Below are 19,173 nucleotides of genomic sequence, written 5' to 3'. Positions count from 1 at the left end.
GGTCGTCGGTCTCCTCGGCGAGGGCCGACCGGCGGCGCGTCTCAGAAGTCGCCCTCGGCGACCTGGAAGACGGTCAGCCCGAGCGACCGCCACATCCGCACCACCTGCTGCCGGTCGTCGAAGACCCCGGCCACCCGGTAGCGGTCGCGCACCTCACGCTCGTAGATCTCCTGCTTCACCACGGCGTCCTTGCGGGAGTCGCCCACCGCGCGCAGGTGCAGACCGAGGTACGGCACCCGCACGTGCCGGTCCAGCCAGGCCACCGTGGCGGCACGGGCGGTGGCGTCGCGTCCGGAGCAGAAGATCACCCCGTATCCGGCGGCGTGCATCGCCCGGACCGCCGCGATCACCGCCTCGTTGGGCTCGTCCTCGCCCACCCGGGTCATGTCGTACGGGCTGCGGGAGACGTTCAGCGCGACCGTGCCGTCGATGTCGACCAGCACGATCTCCGGCGGGCCGGCCGGGCTCGCGTCGACCGTGCCGGCCCGGCCGGTGCGGGCCGTCGGCACCGGCAGCGGCAGCTGCCGGTTGGCCAGGAAGCGCTCGTGCAGGCGACGGATGGCCGACTCGCCGACCCGGTCCGCCTCCGCCCGCACGGCGTCGCGGCGCAGACACTCGTCCAGCGGTACGTCGGTGAAGTCGTGCACCTCGAAGTCCGCGTCGTACCGGGCGGCCAGGTCGGCCCAGTCCCGCAGGGTGCGCGAGCGCAGGTTGGTGTCGTCCACGCAGACGCTCACCCCGGCCCGCAGCAGCGCCTCCACCTGGGCCCGCTGGGCGAGCGTCACCTGGTACTCGGCCCGCTGGGTGAACAGCCGCTCACCGTGCAGCATCCGGCGCAGGTCGTCGCGGTTCACCCGGGCCACGGCCGGTTGCAGGGTACGGGCGAAACTGGTCTTGCCGGAGGCGGGCAGCCCGCGGGTGGCGATCAGTCGGGGCATCCTGCCCATCCCACTCGGGTCAGGGATGAATCGGGCACGATCCCACCGTACGCCGGGGGCGGGAATGCTGGTCCCCGGTGGCGGGAATGCGAGCAGGGAGGCGGGCGTTTCCACTGCCGGACCGATCGTGCGGCCCGCCTGCCGGGTCGGCTCACGCCCATGGCACACTGGTCAATCGGCCACCGGTTCCGGTTCACGCCCGAGTCCGTCGCGCATCAGGCGACGGGGAGATCAGCGGCGACCCGGCGACCATCGACGAAAGGACCGAGGCGACATGAAGCCCAACATCCACCCGGAGTACGTGACCACCGAGGTCTCCTGCTCCTGCGGTAACACCTTCTCGACCCGCAGCACCGCCAAGGGCGGCTCGATCCACGTCGAGACCTGCAGCGCCTGCCACCCGTTCTACACCGGTAAGCAGCGCGTCCTCGACACCGCCGGCCGGGTCGCCAAGTTCCAGCAGAAGTACGCCAAGGTTCAGCCGAAGAAGGCCAAGTAGCTCCACCGACGACGCCCGTGTCCGGCTTCGGCCGGGCACGGGCGTTCGTCCGTTCCGCCCCCGGTTACGCCCGTCCGTCCGTCGAAGGAGCATCCCCCGCATGAGCAGCGAGCGCCTGGCTTCCCTCCTCGACGAGTACGCCGAGCTGGAGAAGCGGCTGGCCGACCCGGCCATCCACGCCGACCAGGGCACCGCCCGCCGGGTGGGCCGCCGGTACGCCGAGCTGGTCCCGCTGCACAAGGCCGCCGGTGAGCTGGAGCAGGCCCGCGCCGACCTGGCCGCGGCCCGGGAGTTGGCCGCCGAGGACCCGTCCTTCGCCGCGGAGGCGGAGTCGATCGCGGCGAGCCTGCCGGCACTGGAGGAGCGCCTGGCCGAGCTGCTGATCCCGCGCGACCCGCACGACGCCAAGGACGTGATCATCGAGATCAAGGCCGGCGAGGGTGGCGAGGAGTCCGCGCTCTTCGCCGGCGACCTGCTGCGGATGTACACCCGGTACGCCGAGCGGCACGGCTGGCTCACCGAGGTGATCGACGCGCAGGACTCCGACCTGGGTGGGGTCAAGGACGTCTCGCTGGCGATCAAGACCAAGGGCGTCCCGGAGGGCGGCAACGGCGTCTGGTCGCGGCTGAAGTGGGAGGGCGGCGTGCACCGGGTGCAGCGCGTGCCGGTCACCGAGTCGCAGGGGCGCATCCACACCAGCGCCGCCGGCGTGCTGGTGCTGCCCGAGGCGGAAGACGTCGACGTCACCATCGACCCCAACGAGCTGCGGATCGACGTGTTCCGCTCGTCCGGGCCGGGCGGCCAGTCGGTGAACACCACCGACTCGGCGGTCCGGATCACCCACCTGCCGACCGGCGTGGTGGTCTCCTGCCAGAACGAGAAGTCCCAGCTGCAGAACCGGGAGCAGGCGATGCGCATCCTGCGGGCCCGGCTGCTCGCCGCCGCCCAGGAGCAGGCCGACGCCGCCGCCTCCGACGCCCGCAAGGCGCAGGTGCGCACGGTGGACCGCTCGGAGCGGATCCGCACCTACAACTTTCCGCAGAACCGGATCACCGACCACCGGATCGGCTACACGGCGTACAACCTCGACCTGGCGCTCGCCGGCGACCTGGACGGCGTCCTGGACGCCCTCACCGAGGCCGACCGCGCCGCCCGCCTGGCCGGCGACCCCGAACTGACCCGCCGCTGACCGACCTCCCCACGGGGCGGGCCCAACGACGCACCTTCACGGAAAGTGTGGCTATTCGGCGCCGAATAGCCACGCTTTCCGTGAAAGAGGCCCCAAGCGCTCGGGGGTCAGGAGGCGCGGGGGCGGGTTTTCGCGCGGAGCATCTCGCGGTCGGCGATCTCGAAGGCGGTGCCGAGGGCGTCGCGCAGGGCGCCGTGGGCGCCGTCGACCTCGGCGAAGCCGATGCTCACGCCGACCGGGGTGCCGGGTACCAGGGACTCCCAGTCCTCGGTGCGGACCGCCGCGTGGATCCGCCGGGCCACCTCGGCCGCCTCGGTCATCCCGGCCCCGGAGAGCACCACCACGAACTCGTCCCCGCCGTAGCGGGCCACGAAGTCGCCCCGGCGCATCACCCGGTTGATCACCCCGGCGATGCGTTGCAAGACCAGGTCGCCGGAGTGGTGGCCGTGGGTGGTGTTGACCGCCTTGAACCCGTCCAGGTCGCAGACGCCGATCACCACCCGCTCGCCGCGGGCGGTCACCGAGGCGATGTAGCGCTCCAGCCGGCGCCGGTTCGGCAGGCCGGTGAGCGGGTCGGTCAGTGCCTCGCCCTCGTACCGGGCGGCCTCGCGGCGCATCTCCTCGTGGTCGATCCGGGCGGCGATGCCGTCGATGTACACGTCGCGCAGCCGGTCGTTGCGCTGGGCGGCCAGCCGGAACGCCATCCGGTCGGCCCGGTGCGCCGCCACGTGGTCGCCGGCCCGGGCGTACGCGATGCTGCGCAGCCGGGACGGCTCGGCCGCGCCGAGCGTCTCGTTGGAGACCAGCGCGGTGTCCAGCCGGGTGATCGCCTCGATCGGCCGGCCGTCGGCGACGGCCAGGCAGACCTGCCCGAGCTGCCGCATGTCGCGGGCGCGGGCGCTGTCGCCGCCGTGGGCGAGCAGCCGGACCGGGTCGGTCTTGGTGCCGGTCTCCAGCGGGTCGCCGAGGGCGGCCCGGCGGGCCGCCGCGTAGCCGTACGCGGCCAGGCTGCTGGGGCGGATCCGCTCGCTCCGCCCGTCGCGGACGAACCGGTTCAGGTCGATGGCGATGTCCCGGAGCACCCGCAGGCAGCCGTCACTGTCGCCGTTGTGGTCCAGGGCGACCGCGTTGCGCAGTCGGATCCCCGGCGCGGCGAAGACCTCCTCGGGGAGCCCGGCGGCCAGCCCGTGCTGCCGGGCCCGCTCGATCGCGCCGAGCGCGTAGCCGTGGAAGCTGAGGTACGAGTAGGCCATCGCCAGGTCGTGCCAGCCCCAGGCGGTGTCCCGGTCGCGCTCCTCGGCCGCGCCCAGCGCCCGGGCGGCGCGCACCAGGTGGGTGACGCACCGGTCCAGCGCGCCCTGGTGGTGCGCGGCGAGCGCGGCCAGCGCGTTGAGGTGCCCGTGCAGGTACGGCTCGGGCAGGTCGCGGACGGCGGTGGACGCCTCCTCGATGGCCCCGGTGAACTCCGCCGTCCGACCGAGATTGATCAGCGCGCAGAGACGCTGCACCAGCGCGTCGGCGCGGGTGTTCGGGTCGGTGGTGCTGCGCAGCACCGCTTCCAGCAGGCCGCACGCCTCGGCGGACCGGCTCGCCTCCTGCAGGGCCCGGGCACGCCGGAGAGCGTCAACCTGGTCATCGACCCGGTCGAGCCACCCCACCTGCGAACCTCCTGTCGGTGTGCGTCCGGCCGCACCCACTCGTGACGTGACCCGCGACGCTTCATGATTATGTCGTGACCTTCCTTCCGCGCCACCCCTCCGAAGGGACAGAACGCGAGCGACCCTCGCTCGCCGTGGCCCGCGCCACCCGTGCCCTGACCGCCGCCGGGGTGGAGTCGGCCCGCGCCGAGGCGGAACTGCTCGCCGCGTACGTGCTGGACGTGCCCCGCGGCCGGCTGGCGCTGGCGGACGGCTTCACCGCCGCCCAGCGGGAGCGGTTCGAGGCGCTGGTCGCCCGCCGGGCCGACCGGGTGCCGTTGCAGCACCTGACCGGCCGGGCCGGGTTCCGGCACCTGGAGCTGGCGGTCGGGCCGGGGGTCTTCGTGCCCCGGCCGGAGACCGAGCTGCTGGCCGGGTGGGGGATCGAGGTGGCCCGGTCCCGGCCGGCGCCGCTGGTGGTGGACCTGTGCAGCGGCTCGGGGGCGATCGCGCTGGCGGTCGCCCAGGAGGTGCCGGCCGCCCGGGTGGTGGCCGTGGAGCGGTCGCCCGCCGCGCTGGAGTGGCTGCGGCGCAACGCCGCCGAGCGGGCCGCCGCCGGGGACCGGCCGATCGAGGTGGTAGCCGCCGACGTCACCGACCCGGAGCTGCTGGCCGCGCTGGTCGGCGAGGTGGACGTGCTGCTCTGCAACCCGCCGTACGTGCCCCGGGCGGTGGCCGTACCGCCGGAGGTGGCCGGGCACGATCCGGACGAGGCGGTCTTCGGCGGGACGGACGGGTTGAGCGTGATCCGGCCGGTGCTGGCCCGCGCCGGGGACCTGCTGCGCCCCGGCGGCGCGCTGGGCGTGGAGCACGACGACACGCACGGGGCGGCGGTGCCGGCGCTGCTCGCCGCCGACGGCCGGTACGTCGACGTGACGGAGCACCGGGACCTGGCGGGACGGTCCCGCTTCGCCACCGCGTCCCGGCGGGCGGACGGCCCGCACGCCGGTGTGGCCCCGGCGTGGCAGACTGGCTCCTCGTGATGCTCTACGACTGTCGGTCGCCCGCCGACCGGGACCGCGGCATCGCCGCTGCCATCGAGGCGGTCAAGAACGGCGAGCTGGTCGTCCTGCCGACCGACACGGTCTACGGGATCGGCGCGGACGCCTTCACCCCGTACGCGGTCAAGGCCCTGGCGGACGCCAAGGGCGGCAGCCGGCAGGCGCCGCCGGTGCTGATCGGCTCCCGGCACACGCTGGACGGCCTGGTCTTCTCGCTGCCGCGCGCCGCGCGCGACCTGGTCGAGGCGTTCTGGCCCGGTGCGCTGACCATCGTGGTGGAGCACTCGCCGAGCCTGGCCTGGGACCTGGGCGACGCCACCGGCACGGTGGCGGTCCGGATGCCGCTGCACCCGGTGGCGCTGGAGGTGCTGCGGGAGACCGGCCCGATGGCGGTGGCCTCGGCGAACAAGGCGGGCCAGGCGGCCGCGCTGACCGCCGAGGAGGCCCGCGACCAGCTCGGCTACTCGGTGCGCGCCTACCTGGAGGCCGGGCCCTGCCCGGACCCGGTGCCGAGCACGATCGTCGACCTGACCGGCGAGCTGCCGCGGGTGCTCCGGCTGGGCGCGATCGGGCTGGACAAGCTCCGCGACGTGGCGCCGGACATCCTCGACGAGCGGGGGGCGTGAGTGCCGCCGTTCACCGTCCTGCACGTGTGCATGGGCAACATCTGCCGCTCGCCGATGGCGGAGCGGCTGCTGGTGCTCGCGGTCCGGGAGCGGCTGGGTCGGCTCGGCGTCGATCCGACCCGCCCCGACGAGCTGCTGCACACCCACAGCGCCGGCACCGGCGGCTGGCACGCCGGCGAGGAGATGAACCCGCCGGCGGCCCGGCAGGTGCTCTCGCGCGGCGGTGACGTGGACGGCTTCGCCGCCCGCAAGCTGCGCTCGGATCTGATCGACGCCGCCGACCTGGTCCTCACCGCCACCGCCGACCAGCAGGAGTACGTGGTGGCGCTGCGTCCCGACGCCGCGGCCCGCACCTTCGTGCTCGGCGAGTTCGGCCGGCTGCTCGGGCTGGTGGACGCCGCCGCCCTGCCACCGGCGCAGGCCACCGGCGAGGCGGTGTACGCCCGGGGCGTGGCCCTGGTGGCGGCCGCCGACGCGGCCCGGCAGGGCGCCTCCGCGCTGCACTCCGACGACCTGGACGACCCCTGGGGCCGGGGCGACCAGTGCTTCAGCCGGGTTGCCGACGAGATCGAGGAGACCGTGCACCCGCTCACCGCGGCGCTGCTGCCCTGACCCCCCGTCCGGGTGAACCGGGCGGCGTGTCCGGTGCTCCGCGCCGCGTCCCGCTCGCGAGTTTCCTCCGGGTTTCACGAAATATGAGGGCGGAAGGGGCATAGCGGGTCATTCTGAACGGGTCCTGACGGCTCCTGCGGGGAGTGCTGATGATCCGGGCCCATCTCGACAAGTTGTTCACCGTGGTGATCGCCGGCGTGCTCGCCGGGCTGGTGCTGGCGGCGGCGGCCCTCCCGGTCGCCCTGGTGCTCGGGCTGGGCTTCGGCGCGCTCTCCGCGCCCTACTCCGAGCTGCCGTCGAGCCTGCGCACCCCACCCACCGCGCAACGGTCGAACCTGTACGCCAACGACGGCCGCACCCTGATCACCTCGTTCTACACCGAGGACCGCGTCGAGGTGCCGCTGGCCAAGGTGGCGCCGGTGATGCGCCAGGCCATGGTGGCCGCCGAGGACACCCGCTTCTACCAGCACCGGGGCGTCGACCTGCGCGGCGTGCTCCGGGCCCTCACGGTCAACCGGCGCGACGGCACGACCCGGCAGGGCGCCTCCACGCTGACCATGCAGTACGTGCGCAACGTGCTGGCCAGCGACCCCCGGCTGACCCGGGAGCAACGCACCGCGGCCACCGAGATCAGCGCCGCCCGCAAGCTGCGGGAGATGCGGTACGCCCTGTCGCTGGAGCGCGAGCTGGACAAGGACGAGATCCTCCGGCGTTACCTCAACATCGCCTACTTCGGCGCCGGGGCGTACGGCATCGCGGCGGCCAGCAAGCGCTACTTCTCCACCTCGCCGGCGAACCTCACCCTGCCGCAGGCGGCCCTGCTCGCCGGTCTGGTCCGCTCGCCGGACACCGACGACCCGATCAACGGCGACGCCGACGCGGCGCTGCGCCGCAAGGCGTACGTGCTGGACCGGCTCGTCGACGCGGGGCAGGTGTCGACGGCCGAGGCGGCGCAGGCGAAGGCCGCCCCGTTGGCACTGCGCCCCAGCCAGACCCCGAACGACTGCACCGCGGTGCCGCGGGAGCAGGGCGACTGGGGCTTCTTCTGCGACTGGTTCACCCAGTGGTGGAACGCCCAGCCGGCCTTCGGCGCGTCCGCCGCCGAGCGGCAGGACACCCTGCGCCGGGGCGGCTTCCGGATCGTCTCGTCGCTGGACCCGGCCGTGCAGCGGGCCACCCTGCGGCAGGTGCTGGACATCTACCCCGTCACCGACCGGCGGGCCGTGCCGACCGCGGTGGTCCAGCCCGGCACCGGCCGGGTGCTGGCGATGGCGGTGAACCGGAACTACAGCGTGGCCGACAACCCCGGCGGCCAAAAGAACCACCCGAACACCGTCAACCAGCTCGTCGCCGGTGGCGGCGGCATCGAGGGCTACCAGGGCGGCTCGACCTTCAAGCTCTTCACCATGCTGGCCGCCCTGGAGTCCGGGCTGCCGCTGGACACCGGCTTCGACGCCCCGACCCGGATCGTCACCCGGTTCCCGGTCGACGCGGGACGGGCCAGCTGCGGCGGCAACTGGTGCCCGGTCAACGCCACGCCGGACTGGATGGACGGGCGGCACACCATGTGGACCGCCTTCGGCCGCTCGGTGAACACCTACTTCGCCTGGCTGATCGAGCGGGTCGGCGCGGACCGGGTGGTGGAGATGGCCGAGCGGCTGGGCATCGGGTTCCGGGCCGAGGACGACGCCCGGCTGGCCCGCTCCGGCGCGCGGAACTGGGGCTCGTTCACCCTCGGGGTCTCCTCGACCACCCCGCTCGACCTGGCAAACGCGTACGCCACGGTCGCCGCCGAGGGGACCTGGTGCGCGCCGCTGCCGGTGGTGTCGATCACCGACAGCGCCGGGCAGGAGGTGGCCGCCGGCCGCCCGGACTGCCGGCAGGTGGTCGACACCGACGTGGCCCGGGCGGCGGTGGACGCGGCCCGCTGCCCGGTCGGCGACCAGACCATGTACCACCGCTGTGACGGCGGCACCGCGGAGCGGCTCCGGCCGTTGCTGGGCCGCCCGGTGGCCGGCAAGACCGGCAGCTCGGAGGGGTACGAGAGCGAGTCGGTGGTCGCGTTCACCCCGCAGCTCGCGATCGCCTCGATGGCGGCGAACCCGGACGACCCGCGGGACGCGGTCGGCAAGGCGGTGCAGGCCCGGATGGTGGACGCGGTGGGCCGGGTGCTCCTCACCGCGCTCAAGGACCAGCCCGTCCGCGACTTCGTCCCGCCCAGCGCGGCGGTCACCTACCGCCAGACCGGCCCCCGCGACGGCAACTGACCCGCGCCGGACCGGGTCAGCCGGTGGCGTGCTCGGCGCCCCGGGCGATGTTGCGGGCCATCCCGCCGAAGACGATGGCGTGGAAGGGGGCGACCGAGCCCCAGTAGGCGTGGCCGGCCAGGCCGCGGGGGAGGAAGACGGCGCGCTGCACGTACCGGCTGCGGCCGTCGGCGGTGGGCTCGACGCGCATCTCCAGCCAGGCCCGGCCGGGCAGCCGCATCTCGGCGCGCAGCCGCAGCAGCTCGCCCGGCACGATCTCCTCGACCCGCCAGAAGTCCAGCGCCTCGCCGACCTGGAGCCGGTGCGGGTCCCGCCGGCCGCGGCGCAGCCCGACCCCGCCGATCAGCCGGTCCAACCAGCCCCGCACCGACCAGGCCAGCGGGAACGAGTACCAGCCGTGCTCGCCGCCGACCCCCTCGATCACCCGCCACAGCGCGCTGCTCGGGGCGGCCACGTCGCATTCCCGGACGTCGGTGTAGACCGTGCCGCCGGACCACTTCGGGTCGCTGGGCAGCGGCTCGGCCGGCGCGTCCGGGCCGCTCGCGGTGGACCAACGGGTCTCCACCTCGGCGTCGCGCACCTTGGCCAGCGCCAGCGCCACGGCCTCGTCGAAGCCGGTCAGCCCGCCCGGCGGGTCGGGGATGAACCGGGCGATGTCGTGCTCGTGCGCCACCGCCTCGTGGACCAGGCTCTCCACCAGCGGCCGGGCGATCTTGTTGGGCACCGGGGTGACCAGCCCGACCCAGTACGAGGAGAGCGACGGCGTCAGCGGCCGCACCCGCAGGATCACCCGCCGGCGCAGCCCGGCCACCCGGGCGTACCGCTGCATCATCTCCTCGAAGGTGAGCACGTCCGGGCCGGCGATGTCGAAGGCCCGGTCCACCTCGGGCGGCAGGGCCGCGCCGGCGACCAGGTAGCGCAGCACGTCGCGGACCGCGATCGGCTGGATCCGGTTGCGCACCCAGCGCGGGGTGACCATCCCCGGCAGCCGCTCGGTGAGATAGCGCAGCATCTCGAACGAGGCCGAGCCGGACCCGATGATCACGGCGGCCCGCAGCACCACCGTCGGCACGCCGCTGGCCAGCAGGATCCGCGCCACCTCCGCCCGGGAGCGCAGGTGCGGCGAGGGGACCGCGCCGTCCTGCTTCGGCTCCGGGCCGCCGAGGTAGACGATCCGGCGTACGCCGGACCGGGCGGCCGCCGCGGCGAAGTGGGTCGCCGCCTCCCGGTCGGCCGCCTCGAAGCCGGCCTGCCCGAGCGAGTGCACCAGGTAGTACGCGACGTCGACGCCCTCGAACGCGGCGGGCAGCGTCTCCGGCCGGCGCAGGTCGCCCTCGACCACCTCGGCCCGCGCCGCCCAGGGCACGTCGCGCAGCCGCCCGGCCTTGCGGGCCAGGCAGCGCACCTCGTACCCCTCGGCGAGCAGCCGGGGGGCGAGCCGTCCGCCGATGTAACCCGTGGCGCCGGTGACCAGGCATCTCACGGTTTCCAGTGTGCGGCCCCATAGACTCCTTCGCTGTGGAGAACGCGAGCAACACCTTCTGGGGGCCGGACTTCCAGCAGCTCAGTACCGTCGACCCGGAGATCGCCGGGGTGGTGCTGGGCGAACTGGAACGGCTGCGCGGCGGCCTGCAACTGATCGCCAGCGAGAACCTCACCTCCCCGGCGGTGCTCGCGGCGCTCGGCTCGACGCTGACCAACAAGTACGCCGAGGGCTACCCCGGCCGGCGCTACTACGGCGGCTGCGGCGAGGTCGACCGGGCCGAGGAGATCGGCATCGCCCGGGCGAAGGAGCTCTTCGACGCCGAGCACGCCAACCTCCAGCCGCACTCCGGGGCCAGCGCCAACCTCGCCGCGTACGCCGCCCTGGTGCAGCCCGGCGACACGGTGCTGGCGATGGACCTGCCGCACGGCGGGCACCTCACCCACGGCAGCCGGGTGAACTTCTCCGGCAAGTGGTTCCATCCGGTCGGCTACACGGTCCGGCCGGACACCGAGCTGATCGACTACGACGAGGTCCGTGACCTCGCCCTGGCGCACCGGCCCAAAATGATCATCTGTGGCGCGACCGCCTATCCCCGGCTGATCGACTTCGCCCGGTTCCGGGAGATCGCCGACGAGGTCGGCGCGTACCTGATGGTGGACGCCGCGCACTTCATCGGGCTGGTCGCCGGCCGGGCCATCCCGTCGCCGGTGCCGTACGCCGACGTCGTCTGCTTCACCACCCACAAGGTGCTGCGCGGCCCGCGCGGCGGCATGATCCTCTGCCGGGAGTCACTGGCCGCCCGGATCGACAAGGCGGTCTTCCCGTTCACCCAGGGCGGCCCGCTGATGCACGCCGTCGCGGCCAAGGCGGTCGCGCTGCGCGAGGCCGCGCAGCCCGAGTTCCGGGCGTACGCCGGGCAGGTGGTGGAGAACGCCCGGGCGCTCGCGGCCGGGCTGGCCGCCGAGGGGATGCGCCCGGTCTCCGGCGGTACCGACACCCACCTCGCCCTGATCGACCTGCGCGAGACCGGGGTGACCGGCGCGGAGGCCGAGGCCCGCTGCGACGCCGCGACCATCACCCTGAACAAGAACGCGATCCCGTACGACCCGCAGAAGCCGATGGTGGCCTCGGGCATCCGGGTCGGCACGCCGAGCGTCACCACCCAGGGCATGGGAGTCCCGGAGATGCGTCAGGTCGCCTCGCTGATCGCCCGCGCGGTACGCACCGACCCGGCCGCGCCCGGGGGCGCGGACATGCTCGCCGGGATCGCCGGCGAGGTCGCCGAGCTGGTCGCCGCCTTCCCGGCGTACCCCCGTGGCTGAGCCCGGGGTGCGCGCGCCGGAGGCGGCCGCGGACCGGCGCTGGCGGTTGCGCCACCTGCCGGTGCTGCTGATCGCCTCGGTCCTGCTGGGTGCGGTGGCCGCCCTGGTGGGCGGGGTGGTCGGCGGTGGCGACGCGGCGCTGGGCGCGGCGGCCGGGGTGGCGGTGACGGCGGCGAGCTACACGCTGACCACCGTGGTGCTGGCCTGGGCCGACGCGGTCAACCCGCAGCTGGTGCTCCCGTTCGGGCTCGGCCTGTACGCCGCCAAGTTCACCCTGCTGGGTGTCGTGATGGTGGCCGTGGCGTCGACGGGCTGGGACGGGCTGCTCCCGCTCTGCCTCGGCATCGCGGCGGGCGTGGCGGTCTGGACCGGGGTGCACATCTGGTGGCTGACCCGGGTGCACCGACGCGGGGTCGCCGGCTGACCGGTCTGGCGCACACCGAGCGTGGTGGATCTGTAGCGCCGTCCCACCTGGCGGGCGACGCGCGCGTCTGTCCACCTTCGGTCATTTTCTGGCCGGCCGAAGGGGAGTAGCGTGCCTCCAGACGACGCGCCCGCCAAAGGCCCACACAACGACGGTTGTGCGGGGGGTGAGGCACAGCCTCGTCTTCCCGGCTGATATCGTTCGCCCCGTCATGGCTGATGACCAAACCCCCCGATCCAGCGGCGGCTCAGGCGACGTTCCGTCCGGTGCCGGCCAGGGTTGGACCGCGCTCGGATACCTCATCACGGGCATGGTCTTCTGGGGTTTCATCGGCTGGCTGGTCGACCAGTGGCTCGACACCGGGGGCATCGCCACCGGGATCGGCGTCGTGCTCGGCATGGCCGGGGGAATCATCCTGGTCGTCCGCCGACTCGGCACGCCTACTTAGGAAGGGACGCGGTGTTCGGACAGGCGAACGTCCTGGCAGCGGGCCAGGCGGCATTCCCACCCAGTGTGGAGGACTTCTACCTGCCCAGCATCCTGCCCTGGGGTGCGCACGACTCGTACTGGTTCACCAAGATCACGGCGATGGTCTGGATCGCGGTCGGCGTCCTGATCATCTTCTTCCTGGCCAGCTACCGGAAGCCGCAGCTGGTCCCGACGAAGAAGCAGTGGTTCGCCGAGTCGATCTACGGCTTCGTGCGGAACAACATCGCGGTCGACATGATCGGGCACGCGGGGGTGCGGTTCGCGCCGTACTTCACCACGCTGTTCTGCTTCATCCTGCTGACCAACTTCTTCGCGATCCTGCCGGGCTTCCAGATCTCGCCGAACTCGCACATCGCCTTCCCGGCGATCCTCGCGGTGATCAGCTACGTGCTCTTCATCTACGCCGGCATCAAGCACCACGGCTTCGGCAAGTTCGTCAAGAACTCGCTGATCCCGCCGGCGCCCTGGTACATCCTGCCGCTGCTGATCCCGATCGAGTTCTTCTCGACCTTCCTCGTCCGGCCGTTCTCGCTGGCCGTCCGTCTCTTCGCGAACATGTTCGCCGGCCACATGCTCCTGCTGGTCTTCACGCTCGGCGGCTTCGCGATGCTCAGCGCCAACACCTGGCTGGCTCCGGTCTCGGTGCTGTCCTGGGTGATGACCATCGCGCTGACCTTCCTCGAGTTCCTGGTGATCGTCCTGCAGGCGTACGTCTTCACGGTGCTGACCGCCAGCTACGTGCAGGGCGCGCTCGCGGAAGAGCACTGATCCACTTCGCACCAACCGTTGTCGTCCCGCGTGACCGTCACGCGTGATAACCAGGAGGAACCCACTAATGGACGTCTACGCCGCGGTAGAGGGCAGCACCGCCGCCATCGGCTACGGTCTCGCGGCCATCGGCCCGGGCATCGGTGTCGGCCTGGTCTTCGCCGCCTACATCCAGTCGACCGCCCGCCAGCCGGAGTCGTCGCGGATGACCCTGCCGTACGTCTGGATCGGCTTCGCCGTCATCGAGGCGCTCGCGCTGCTGGGTATCGCCTTCGGCTTCATCTGGGCTGGCGCCTGATCCACCCCTGTTGACCGGGAGGTAACCATGTACCACCTGCTCGCCGCCGAAGGTGGTGAAACGGCGCACAACCCGATCGTTCCGCTGTGGCAGGAGCTCGTGGTCGGGACGGTCGCCTTTGCCGTGCTCTGCTTCGTGCTGATGAAGTTCGTCTTCCCCCGCATGGAGCAGACGTTCCAGGCGCGGGTCGACGCGATCGAGGGTGGCATCAAGCGCGCCGAGGCCGCTCAGGCCGAGGCCAACCAGCTCCTCGAGCAGTACCGCGCGCAGCTCGCCGAGGCGCGCACCGACGCCGCCAAGATCCGGGACGACGCCCGGGCCGACGCCGAGGGCATCCGCCAGGACATCCTCGCCAAGGCGCGGGAGGAGTCCGACCGGATCATCGCGGCGGGCAAGGAGCAGCTCGTCGCCGAGCGGGCCACCATCGTGCGCGAGCTGCGCACGGAGGTCGGCACGATCGCGGTCGACCTGGCCAGCAAGATCGTCGGTGAGTCGCTCGCCGACGAGGCTCGTCGCAAGGGCACCGTCGACCGGTTCCTGAGCGGTCTCGAGAGCGCGGGGGCCCGCTGATGCAGGCCGCCAGCCGGGAGTCGTACAAGGTCGCGGCGGAGCACCTCGACGCGTACGCGCGCAGTGCCGACCCGGTCGCGGTGGCCCACACCGCGAACGACCTGCTCGCCGTCGCCGGCCTGCTCCGGCGGGAGACTCGGCTGCGGCGGGCGCTCTCGGACTCCGCCCGGTCCGCCGCGGACCGTGCCGGTCTGCTCGGCGAGATGCTGCGGGGCAAGATCAGCGATGGCGCGCTCGACCTGCTCGCCGCGCTGGTCTCCGGCCGTTGGTCGGCGCCGTCGGAACTGCTGGACGGCGCCGAGCGGCTCGGCGTGGAGGCCGTGCTGGCCAGCGTCGACGCCGCGGGTGATCTGGGCGAGGTCGAGGACGAGCTGTTCCGTTTCGGGCAGGTCGTCGCCGGCCAGCCCGGGCTCTCCGCGGTGCTGTCGAACCCAGTGGCCCCGGTGGACCAGCGGGCTGTCCTGGTCGGCGAGCTGCTGGCCGGCAAGGCCAAGCTGGCCACCGTCCGCCTCATCGAGGTGGCGCTGGCCGGCTTCGGGGGGCGTTCCTTCACCGGATCGCTCACCCGGCTGGTCGAGCTGGCCGCCGAACGGCGGGACCGCCAGGTGGCGTACGTCACGGTGGCAGCCCCGTTGACTGACGAGGAGGAGCGACGCCTGGGTGCCCGCCTCTCCGCGATGTACGGTCGAGAGGTTTCCGTCAAGCAGACGGTCGACCCGGAGGTGCTCGGTGGGGTGAGCGTGCAGGTCGGCTCCGACCTGTACGACGGCACCGTCCTGCGCCGCCTCAACGAGACCCGCAACGCGCTCGCGAAGCGCTGACCAGCGTCTCCGCAGCCCTGATCGACGCCATTCGGACCGGTCGGTACTAGGTATCCCGGGACCCTGATACTTAAGGAAGCAGAGGATGGCCGAGCTGACCATCTCGACGGAGGAGATCCGCGGCGCCCTGGAGCGCTACGTCTCCTCCTACACGGCCGACGTCTCCCGCGAGGAGGTCGGCACCGTCGCCGACACCGGTGACGGCATCGCCCACGTCGAGGGCCTGCCCTCGACCATGACCAACGAGCTCCTGGAGTTCGAGGACGGCACGCTCGGCGTGGCGTTGAACCTCGACGTCCGGGAGATCGGTGTCGTCGTCCTCGGTGACTCCGCCAAGCTGGAGGAGGGGCAGCGCGTCAAGCGCACCGAACGGGTGCTCTCCGTCCCGGTCGGCGACGCCTTCCTCGGCCGCGTGGTCAACGCGCTCGGCCAGCCGATCGACGGGCTCGGCGACATCGCCAACGAGGGCTACCGCGAGCTGGAGCTCCAGGCCCCGAACGTGATGTCCCGGCAGTCCGTCGACGAGCCGCTGCAGACCGGCATCAAGGCGATCGACGCCATGACCCCGGTCGGTCGGGGCCAGCGGCAGCTGATCATCGGTGACCGGAAGACCGGCAAGACCACGGTCGCCCTGGACACCATCCTCAACCAGCGGGACAACTGGCGCTCCGGCGACCCGAAGAAGCAGGTCCGCTGCATCTACGTCGCCATCGGCCAGAAGGCCTCCACGATCGCCTCGATCAAGGGCATCCTGGAGGAGGCGGGCGCGATGGAGTACACCACCATCGTGGCGTCCCCGGCCTCCGACCCGGCCGGCTTCAAGTACCTGGCCCCCTACACCGGCTCGTCCATCGGGCAGCACTGGATGTACGGCGGCAAGCACGTCCTGATCGTCTTCGACGACCTGAGCAAGCAGGCCGAGGCGTACCGGGCCGTGTCGCTGCTGCTGCGTCGCCCGCCGGGCCGCGAGGCGTACCCGGGTGATGTCTTCTACCTGCACTCCCGCCTGCTGGAGCGCTGCGCCAAGCTCTCCGACGAGCTGGGTGGCGGCTCGATGACCGGCCTGCCGATCATCGAGACGAAGGCCAACGACATCTCGGCCTTCATCCCGACCAACGTCATCTCGATCACCGACGGCCAGATCTTCCTCGAGACCGACCTGTTCAACCAGGGCGTCCGTCCGGCGATCAACGTCGGCACCTCGGTCTCCCGGGTCGGCGGCGCGGCGCAGGTCAAGCCGATGAAGAAGGTGGCCGGTTCGCTCCGGCTCAACCTGGCCCAGTTCCGCGAGCTGGAGGCGTTCGCCGCCTTCGCCTCCGACCTGGACAAGGCCTCCCGCGCCCAGCTGGAGCGCGGCGCCCGCCTGGTCGAGCTGCTCAAGCAGCCGAACTACTCGCCGTACCCCGTGCAGGAGCAGGTCGTCTCGGTCTGGGCCGGCACCGAGGGCAAGCTGGACGACATCCCGGTCGGCGAGGTGCGTCGCTTCGAGTCCGAGTTCCTCCAGTACCTCCGGCACAAGCACGAGGGTGTGCTGGCGGCGATCGCGGACAACAAGTGGGGCGACGACATCATCGGCTCGCTGGAGTCGGCCATCACCGAGTTCAAGCAGGTCTTCCTGGGCAAGGAGGACGAGCGTCGGATCAACGAGGCCCCGGCCGCGCCGCTCGAGGGCGAGGAGAACCGCGAGACGGTGACCCGCTTCCGGGACGGCTCGACCGACCGCCCGGCCGAGAGCTGATCCATGGCTGCCCAGGTTCGCGTTCTTCGCCAGCGGATCCGCTCGGCGAAGGGGATGAAAAAGATCACCAAGGCGATGGAGCTCGTGGCGACGAGCCGGATCGCCAAGTCCCAGGCCCGGGTGGAGGCTTCCCTGCCGTACGCCCGGGCCATCACGGGCGTGCTCACGGCGCTGGCGTCCAACGCGCGGATCGACCACCCGCTGCTCACCCCGCGTGAGCGGGTGCGGCGGGCGGGCGTCGTGCTGGTCACCAGCGACCGCGGCCTGGCCGGCGGTTACAGCTCCAACGCGATCAGGACGGCGGAGTCGCTGATCGCCCGGCTCAAGGCCGACGGCAAGGAGCCGGTGCTCTACGTCATCGGGCGCAAGGGCGTCACGTTCTACCGGTTCCGCAACCGGCCGATCGAGGCGAACTGGACCGGGTTCTCCGAGCAGCCGACGTTCGCCGACGCCCGCACCGTGGGCGAGACGCTGATCAAGGCGTTCTCGGCCGGTGCGGACGACCTCGACGGCGGCGCCGGGGCGGACGGGGTACTCGGCATCGACGAGTTGCACATCGTCTACACCGAGTTCCACTCGCTGATGACCCAGAACCCGGTCGCGAAGATCATCGGCCCGATGCAGGTCGAGGACCGTCCGCGGTCCGAGGGCCTGCTGCCGGCGTACGAGTTCGAGCCGGAGGCCGAGGCGCTGCTCGACGCGCTGCTGCCGAAGTACATCAACACGCGGATCTACGCGGCGTTGATCGAGTCGGCGGCGAGTGAGTCGGCGGCGCGGCGGCGGGCGATGAAGAGCGCCACCGACAACGCCGAAGAGATGATCGAGAAGTACACGCGCGAGATGAACTCGGCCCGCCAGGCCGGGATCACCCAGGAGATCAGCGAGATCGTCGGCGGCGCGAACGCGCTGGCCGCGTCGGGAAGTGAAGTGTGATGACTGCACCAGTGGAGACCAAGACGGCCACGGGTCGCGTGGTCCGGGTCATCGGCCCGGTCGTCGACGCCGAGTTCCCGCGCGACGCCATGCCGGCCCTGTTCAACGCCCTGCGGGTGGAGGTGAAGCTCGCCGGCGGCGGGAAGACGCTGACCCTGGAGGTCGCCCAGCACCTGGGTGACAACATGGTCCGCGCGATCTCGATGCAGCCGACCGACGGCCTGGTCCGCGGCACGGAGGTGAGCGACACCGGCTCGCCGATCAGCGTTCCGGTGGGTGACACCGTCAAGGGCCACGTCTTCAACGCCATCGGCGAGTGCCTCAACCTGACCGAGGGCGAGACCCTCCAGCCCGACGACCACTGGGGCATCCACCGCAAGGCCCCGGCCTTCGCGGACCTGGAGCCGAAGACCGAGATGCTGGAGACCGGCATCAAGGTCATCGACCTGCTCGCCCCGTACGTCAAGGGCGGCAAGATCGGCCTGTTCGGCGGTGCCGGCGTGGGCAAGACGGTGCTCATCCAGGAGATGATCACCCGAGTCGCGAACAACTTCGGTGGTACGTCGGTCTTCGCCGGCGTGGGTGAGCGGACCCGTGAGGGCAACGACCTCATCGCCGAGATGACCGAGTCCGGCGTCATCGACAAGACGGCGCTGGTCTTCGGTCAGATGGACGAGCCGCCGGGCACCCGGCTGCGGGTCGCCCTGTCCGCGCTGACCATGGCGGAGTACTTCCGCGACGTGAAGAAGCAGGAGGTGCTGCTCTTCATCGACAACATCTTCCGCTTCACCCAGGCCGGTTCCGAGGTCTCCACGCTGCTCGGCCGCATGCCGAGCGCCGTGGGTTACCAGCCGACCCTGGCCGACGAGATGGGCGAGCTCCAGGAGCGGATCACCTCCGTCCGGGGCCAGGCCATCACCTCGATGCAGGCGATCTACGTGCCGGCGGACGACTACACCGACCCCGCCCCGGCCACCACGTTCGCCCACCTCGACGCGACCACCAACCTGGAGCGGTCGATCTCCGACAAGGGCATCTACCCGGCCGTGGACCCGCTGGCGTCCTCGTCCCGGATCCTCGCCCCGGAGTTCGTCGGCGCCGAGCACTTCGCGGTGGCCACCGAGGTGAAGCGGATCCTGCAGCGCTACAAGGACCTGCAGGACATCATCGCCATCCTCGGCATCGAGGAGCTCTCCGAGGAAGACAAGATCACCGTGGCCCGGGCCCGGCGGATCGAGCGCTTCCTGTCGCAGAACACCTACGCCGCCGAGCAGTTCACCGGCGTGCCGGGCTCGACGGTCCCGATCAGCGAGACCATCGAGGCGTTCAAGAAGATCAGCGAGGGCGAGTACGACCACTTCCCCGAGCAGGCCTTCTTCATGTGCGGCGGTCTCGAGGACCTGGAGCGCAAGGCGAAGGAACTGATGTCGGAGGGCTGAGAACTCCGCCACAACTGACGAAGGCCACCCCGGTTCGCCGGGGTGGCCTTCGCCCG

The 19,173-nt window shown here is 72.2% G+C and carries 19 protein-coding genes; 16 read left to right on the top strand and 3 right to left on the bottom strand.

What is annotated here, in order from left to right:
* Positions 1 to 41 precede the first annotated feature (41 nt).
* Positions 42 to 938: a phosphatase domain-containing protein gene (locus ACTMTB_RS05555; RefSeq protein WP_441142936.1), complete on the bottom strand. Its 897-nt coding sequence runs from the start codon at positions 936 to 938 to the stop codon at positions 42 to 44.
* 274 nt (positions 939 to 1,212) lie between these two features.
* Between ACTMTB_RS05555 and rpmE the strand changes: the two genes are divergently transcribed.
* Positions 1,213 to 1,437 (top strand): 50S ribosomal protein L31, encoded by a 225-nt coding sequence (rpmE, locus tag ACTMTB_RS05550; protein WP_280835989.1) that lies wholly within the window; start codon positions 1,213 to 1,215, stop codon positions 1,435 to 1,437.
* 100 nt (positions 1,438 to 1,537) lie between these two features.
* Complete coding sequence (gene prfA, locus ACTMTB_RS05545; RefSeq protein ID WP_441142933.1) at positions 1,538 to 2,626, top strand: peptide chain release factor 1; 1,089 nt, start codon at positions 1,538 to 1,540, stop codon at positions 2,624 to 2,626.
* A 107-nt stretch (positions 2,627 to 2,733) separates the two neighbouring features.
* Here prfA and ACTMTB_RS05540 read toward each other — a convergent pair whose 3' ends face one another.
* Positions 2,734 to 4,284 (bottom strand): diguanylate cyclase domain-containing protein, encoded by a 1,551-nt coding sequence (locus ACTMTB_RS05540; protein WP_441142931.1) that lies wholly within the window; start codon positions 4,282 to 4,284, stop codon positions 2,734 to 2,736.
* 74 nt (positions 4,285 to 4,358) lie between these two features.
* Here ACTMTB_RS05540 and prmC point away from each other — a divergent pair, with 74 nt between their 5' ends.
* The 4 genes from prmC to ACTMTB_RS05520 all read left to right on the top strand — a co-directional run bounded on the left by prmC (position 4,359) and on the right by ACTMTB_RS05520 (position 8,829).
* The gene (prmC, locus tag ACTMTB_RS05535; RefSeq protein ID WP_441142929.1) at positions 4,359 to 5,306 is read left to right on the top strand and encodes a peptide chain release factor N(5)-glutamine methyltransferase; all 948 of its coding nucleotides are present in this window, start codon (positions 4,359 to 4,361) and stop codon (positions 5,304 to 5,306) included.
* Entirely contained in the window at positions 5,306 to 5,950 is a 645-nt protein-coding gene (locus tag ACTMTB_RS05530) for an L-threonylcarbamoyladenylate synthase (RefSeq protein WP_441143986.1), read from the top strand. The genes prmC and ACTMTB_RS05530 overlap by 1 nt, the downstream gene beginning before the upstream one ends.
* The gene (locus ACTMTB_RS05525) at positions 5,951 to 6,562 is read left to right on the top strand and encodes an arsenate reductase/protein-tyrosine-phosphatase family protein (RefSeq protein WP_441142927.1); all 612 of its coding nucleotides are present in this window, start codon (positions 5,951 to 5,953) and stop codon (positions 6,560 to 6,562) included.
* Positions 6,563 to 6,711: 149 nt separating this feature from the next.
* A complete protein-coding gene (locus ACTMTB_RS05520; RefSeq protein ID WP_441142925.1) occupies positions 6,712 to 8,829 on the top strand; it encodes a transglycosylase domain-containing protein in 2,118 nt (705 codons plus the stop codon).
* Positions 8,830 to 8,845: 16 nt separating this feature from the next.
* Here the strand turns inward: ACTMTB_RS05520 and ACTMTB_RS05515 are convergent, their stop codons facing one another.
* Positions 8,846 to 10,312 (bottom strand): SDR family oxidoreductase, encoded by a 1,467-nt coding sequence (locus ACTMTB_RS05515; protein WP_441142924.1) that lies wholly within the window; start codon positions 10,310 to 10,312, stop codon positions 8,846 to 8,848.
* Positions 10,313 to 10,347: 35 nt separating this feature from the next.
* Here ACTMTB_RS05515 and glyA point away from each other — a divergent pair, with 35 nt between their 5' ends.
* The 10 genes from glyA (at position 10,348) to atpD (ending at position 19,117) form a co-directional block, all read left to right on the top strand.
* Positions 10,348 to 11,637 carry a serine hydroxymethyltransferase gene (gene glyA, locus ACTMTB_RS05510; RefSeq protein WP_441142922.1) on the top strand — a complete coding sequence of 430 codons (1,290 nt, stop codon included), beginning with the start codon at positions 10,348 to 10,350 and terminating at the stop codon, positions 11,635 to 11,637.
* Positions 11,630 to 12,061: a hypothetical protein gene (locus tag ACTMTB_RS05505; RefSeq protein WP_179801600.1), complete on the top strand. Its 432-nt coding sequence runs from the start codon at positions 11,630 to 11,632 to the stop codon at positions 12,059 to 12,061. Before glyA ends, ACTMTB_RS05505 begins: the two co-directional genes overlap by 8 nt.
* A 211-nt stretch (positions 12,062 to 12,272) precedes the next feature.
* The gene (locus tag ACTMTB_RS05500; protein ID WP_088964442.1) at positions 12,273 to 12,509 is read left to right on the top strand and encodes an AtpZ/AtpI family protein; all 237 of its coding nucleotides are present in this window, start codon (positions 12,273 to 12,275) and stop codon (positions 12,507 to 12,509) included.
* Between the two features lie 11 nt (positions 12,510 to 12,520).
* Positions 12,521 to 13,318, top strand: coding sequence for a F0F1 ATP synthase subunit A (gene atpB, locus ACTMTB_RS05495; RefSeq protein ID WP_441142920.1), 798 nt, complete (start codon positions 12,521 to 12,523; stop codon positions 13,316 to 13,318).
* Positions 13,319 to 13,385: 67 nt separating this feature from the next.
* Positions 13,386 to 13,616 (top strand): ATP synthase F0 subunit C, encoded by a 231-nt coding sequence (locus tag ACTMTB_RS05490; RefSeq protein ID WP_210776188.1) that lies wholly within the window; start codon positions 13,386 to 13,388, stop codon positions 13,614 to 13,616.
* Positions 13,617 to 13,643: 27 nt separating this feature from the next.
* Positions 13,644 to 14,186 carry a F0F1 ATP synthase subunit B gene (locus ACTMTB_RS05485; protein WP_179801598.1) on the top strand — a complete coding sequence of 181 codons (543 nt, stop codon included), beginning with the start codon at positions 13,644 to 13,646 and terminating at the stop codon, positions 14,184 to 14,186.
* Complete coding sequence (locus ACTMTB_RS05480) at positions 14,186 to 15,007, top strand: F0F1 ATP synthase subunit delta (RefSeq protein WP_441142917.1); 822 nt, start codon at positions 14,186 to 14,188, stop codon at positions 15,005 to 15,007. The genes ACTMTB_RS05485 and ACTMTB_RS05480 overlap by 1 nt, the downstream gene beginning before the upstream one ends.
* A gap of 85 nt (positions 15,008 to 15,092) precedes the next feature.
* Positions 15,093 to 16,745, top strand: a complete 1,653-nt coding sequence (atpA, locus tag ACTMTB_RS05475) for a F0F1 ATP synthase subunit alpha (RefSeq protein ID WP_441142915.1) — start codon at positions 15,093 to 15,095, stop codon at positions 16,743 to 16,745.
* A gap of 3 nt (positions 16,746 to 16,748) precedes the next feature.
* Entirely contained in the window at positions 16,749 to 17,678 is a 930-nt protein-coding gene (locus tag ACTMTB_RS05470) for a F0F1 ATP synthase subunit gamma (protein WP_441142913.1), read from the top strand.
* On the top strand, positions 17,678 to 19,117 hold the full coding sequence (atpD, locus tag ACTMTB_RS05465; protein WP_357611360.1) for a F0F1 ATP synthase subunit beta: 1,440 nt from the start codon (positions 17,678 to 17,680) through the stop codon (positions 19,115 to 19,117). The genes ACTMTB_RS05470 and atpD overlap by 1 nt, the downstream gene beginning before the upstream one ends.
* Positions 19,118 to 19,173: the final 56 nt, after the last annotated feature.

It is taken from the genome of Micromonospora sp. L32, from assembly GCF_052068055.1.
In the GTDB taxonomy this organism is placed as follows: Bacteria; Actinomycetota; Actinomycetes; order Mycobacteriales; family Micromonosporaceae; genus Micromonospora; species Micromonospora purpureochromogenes.
The sequence above is the reverse complement of the archived record's forward strand: the minus strand, read 5'-3'. Positions and strand labels throughout refer to the sequence as shown.

Bases quoted from the DNA above. Each gene is read 5' to 3' on its own strand.
- prfA (WP_441142933.1), top strand. From the start codon at position 1,538: ATGAGCAGCGAGCGCCTGGCTTCCCTCCTCGACGAGTACGCCGAGCTG.
- rpmE (WP_280835989.1), top strand. From the start codon at position 1,213: ATGAAGCCCAACATCCACCCGGAGTACGTGACCACCGAGGTCTCCTGC.
- ACTMTB_RS05520 (WP_441142925.1), top strand. From the start codon at position 6,712: ATGATCCGGGCCCATCTCGACAAGTTGTTCACCGTGGTGATCGCCGGC.
- ACTMTB_RS05490 (WP_210776188.1), top strand. From the start codon at position 13,386: ATGGACGTCTACGCCGCGGTAGAGGGCAGCACCGCCGCCATCGGCTAC.
- ACTMTB_RS05480 (WP_441142917.1), top strand. From the start codon at position 14,186: ATGCAGGCCGCCAGCCGGGAGTCGTACAAGGTCGCGGCGGAGCACCTC.
- ACTMTB_RS05500 (WP_088964442.1), top strand. From the start codon at position 12,273: ATGGCTGATGACCAAACCCCCCGATCCAGCGGCGGCTCAGGCGACGTT.
- ACTMTB_RS05555 (WP_441142936.1), bottom strand. From the start codon at position 938: ATGCCCCGACTGATCGCCACCCGCGGGCTGCCCGCCTCCGGCAAGACC.
- ACTMTB_RS05485 (WP_179801598.1), top strand. From the start codon at position 13,644: ATGTACCACCTGCTCGCCGCCGAAGGTGGTGAAACGGCGCACAACCCG.
- ACTMTB_RS05530 (WP_441143986.1), top strand. From the start codon at position 5,306: ATGCTCTACGACTGTCGGTCGCCCGCCGACCGGGACCGCGGCATCGCC.
- atpD (WP_357611360.1), top strand. From the start codon at position 17,678: ATGACTGCACCAGTGGAGACCAAGACGGCCACGGGTCGCGTGGTCCGG.
- atpA (WP_441142915.1), top strand. From the start codon at position 15,093: ATGGCCGAGCTGACCATCTCGACGGAGGAGATCCGCGGCGCCCTGGAG.
- ACTMTB_RS05470 (WP_441142913.1), top strand. From the start codon at position 16,749: ATGGCTGCCCAGGTTCGCGTTCTTCGCCAGCGGATCCGCTCGGCGAAG.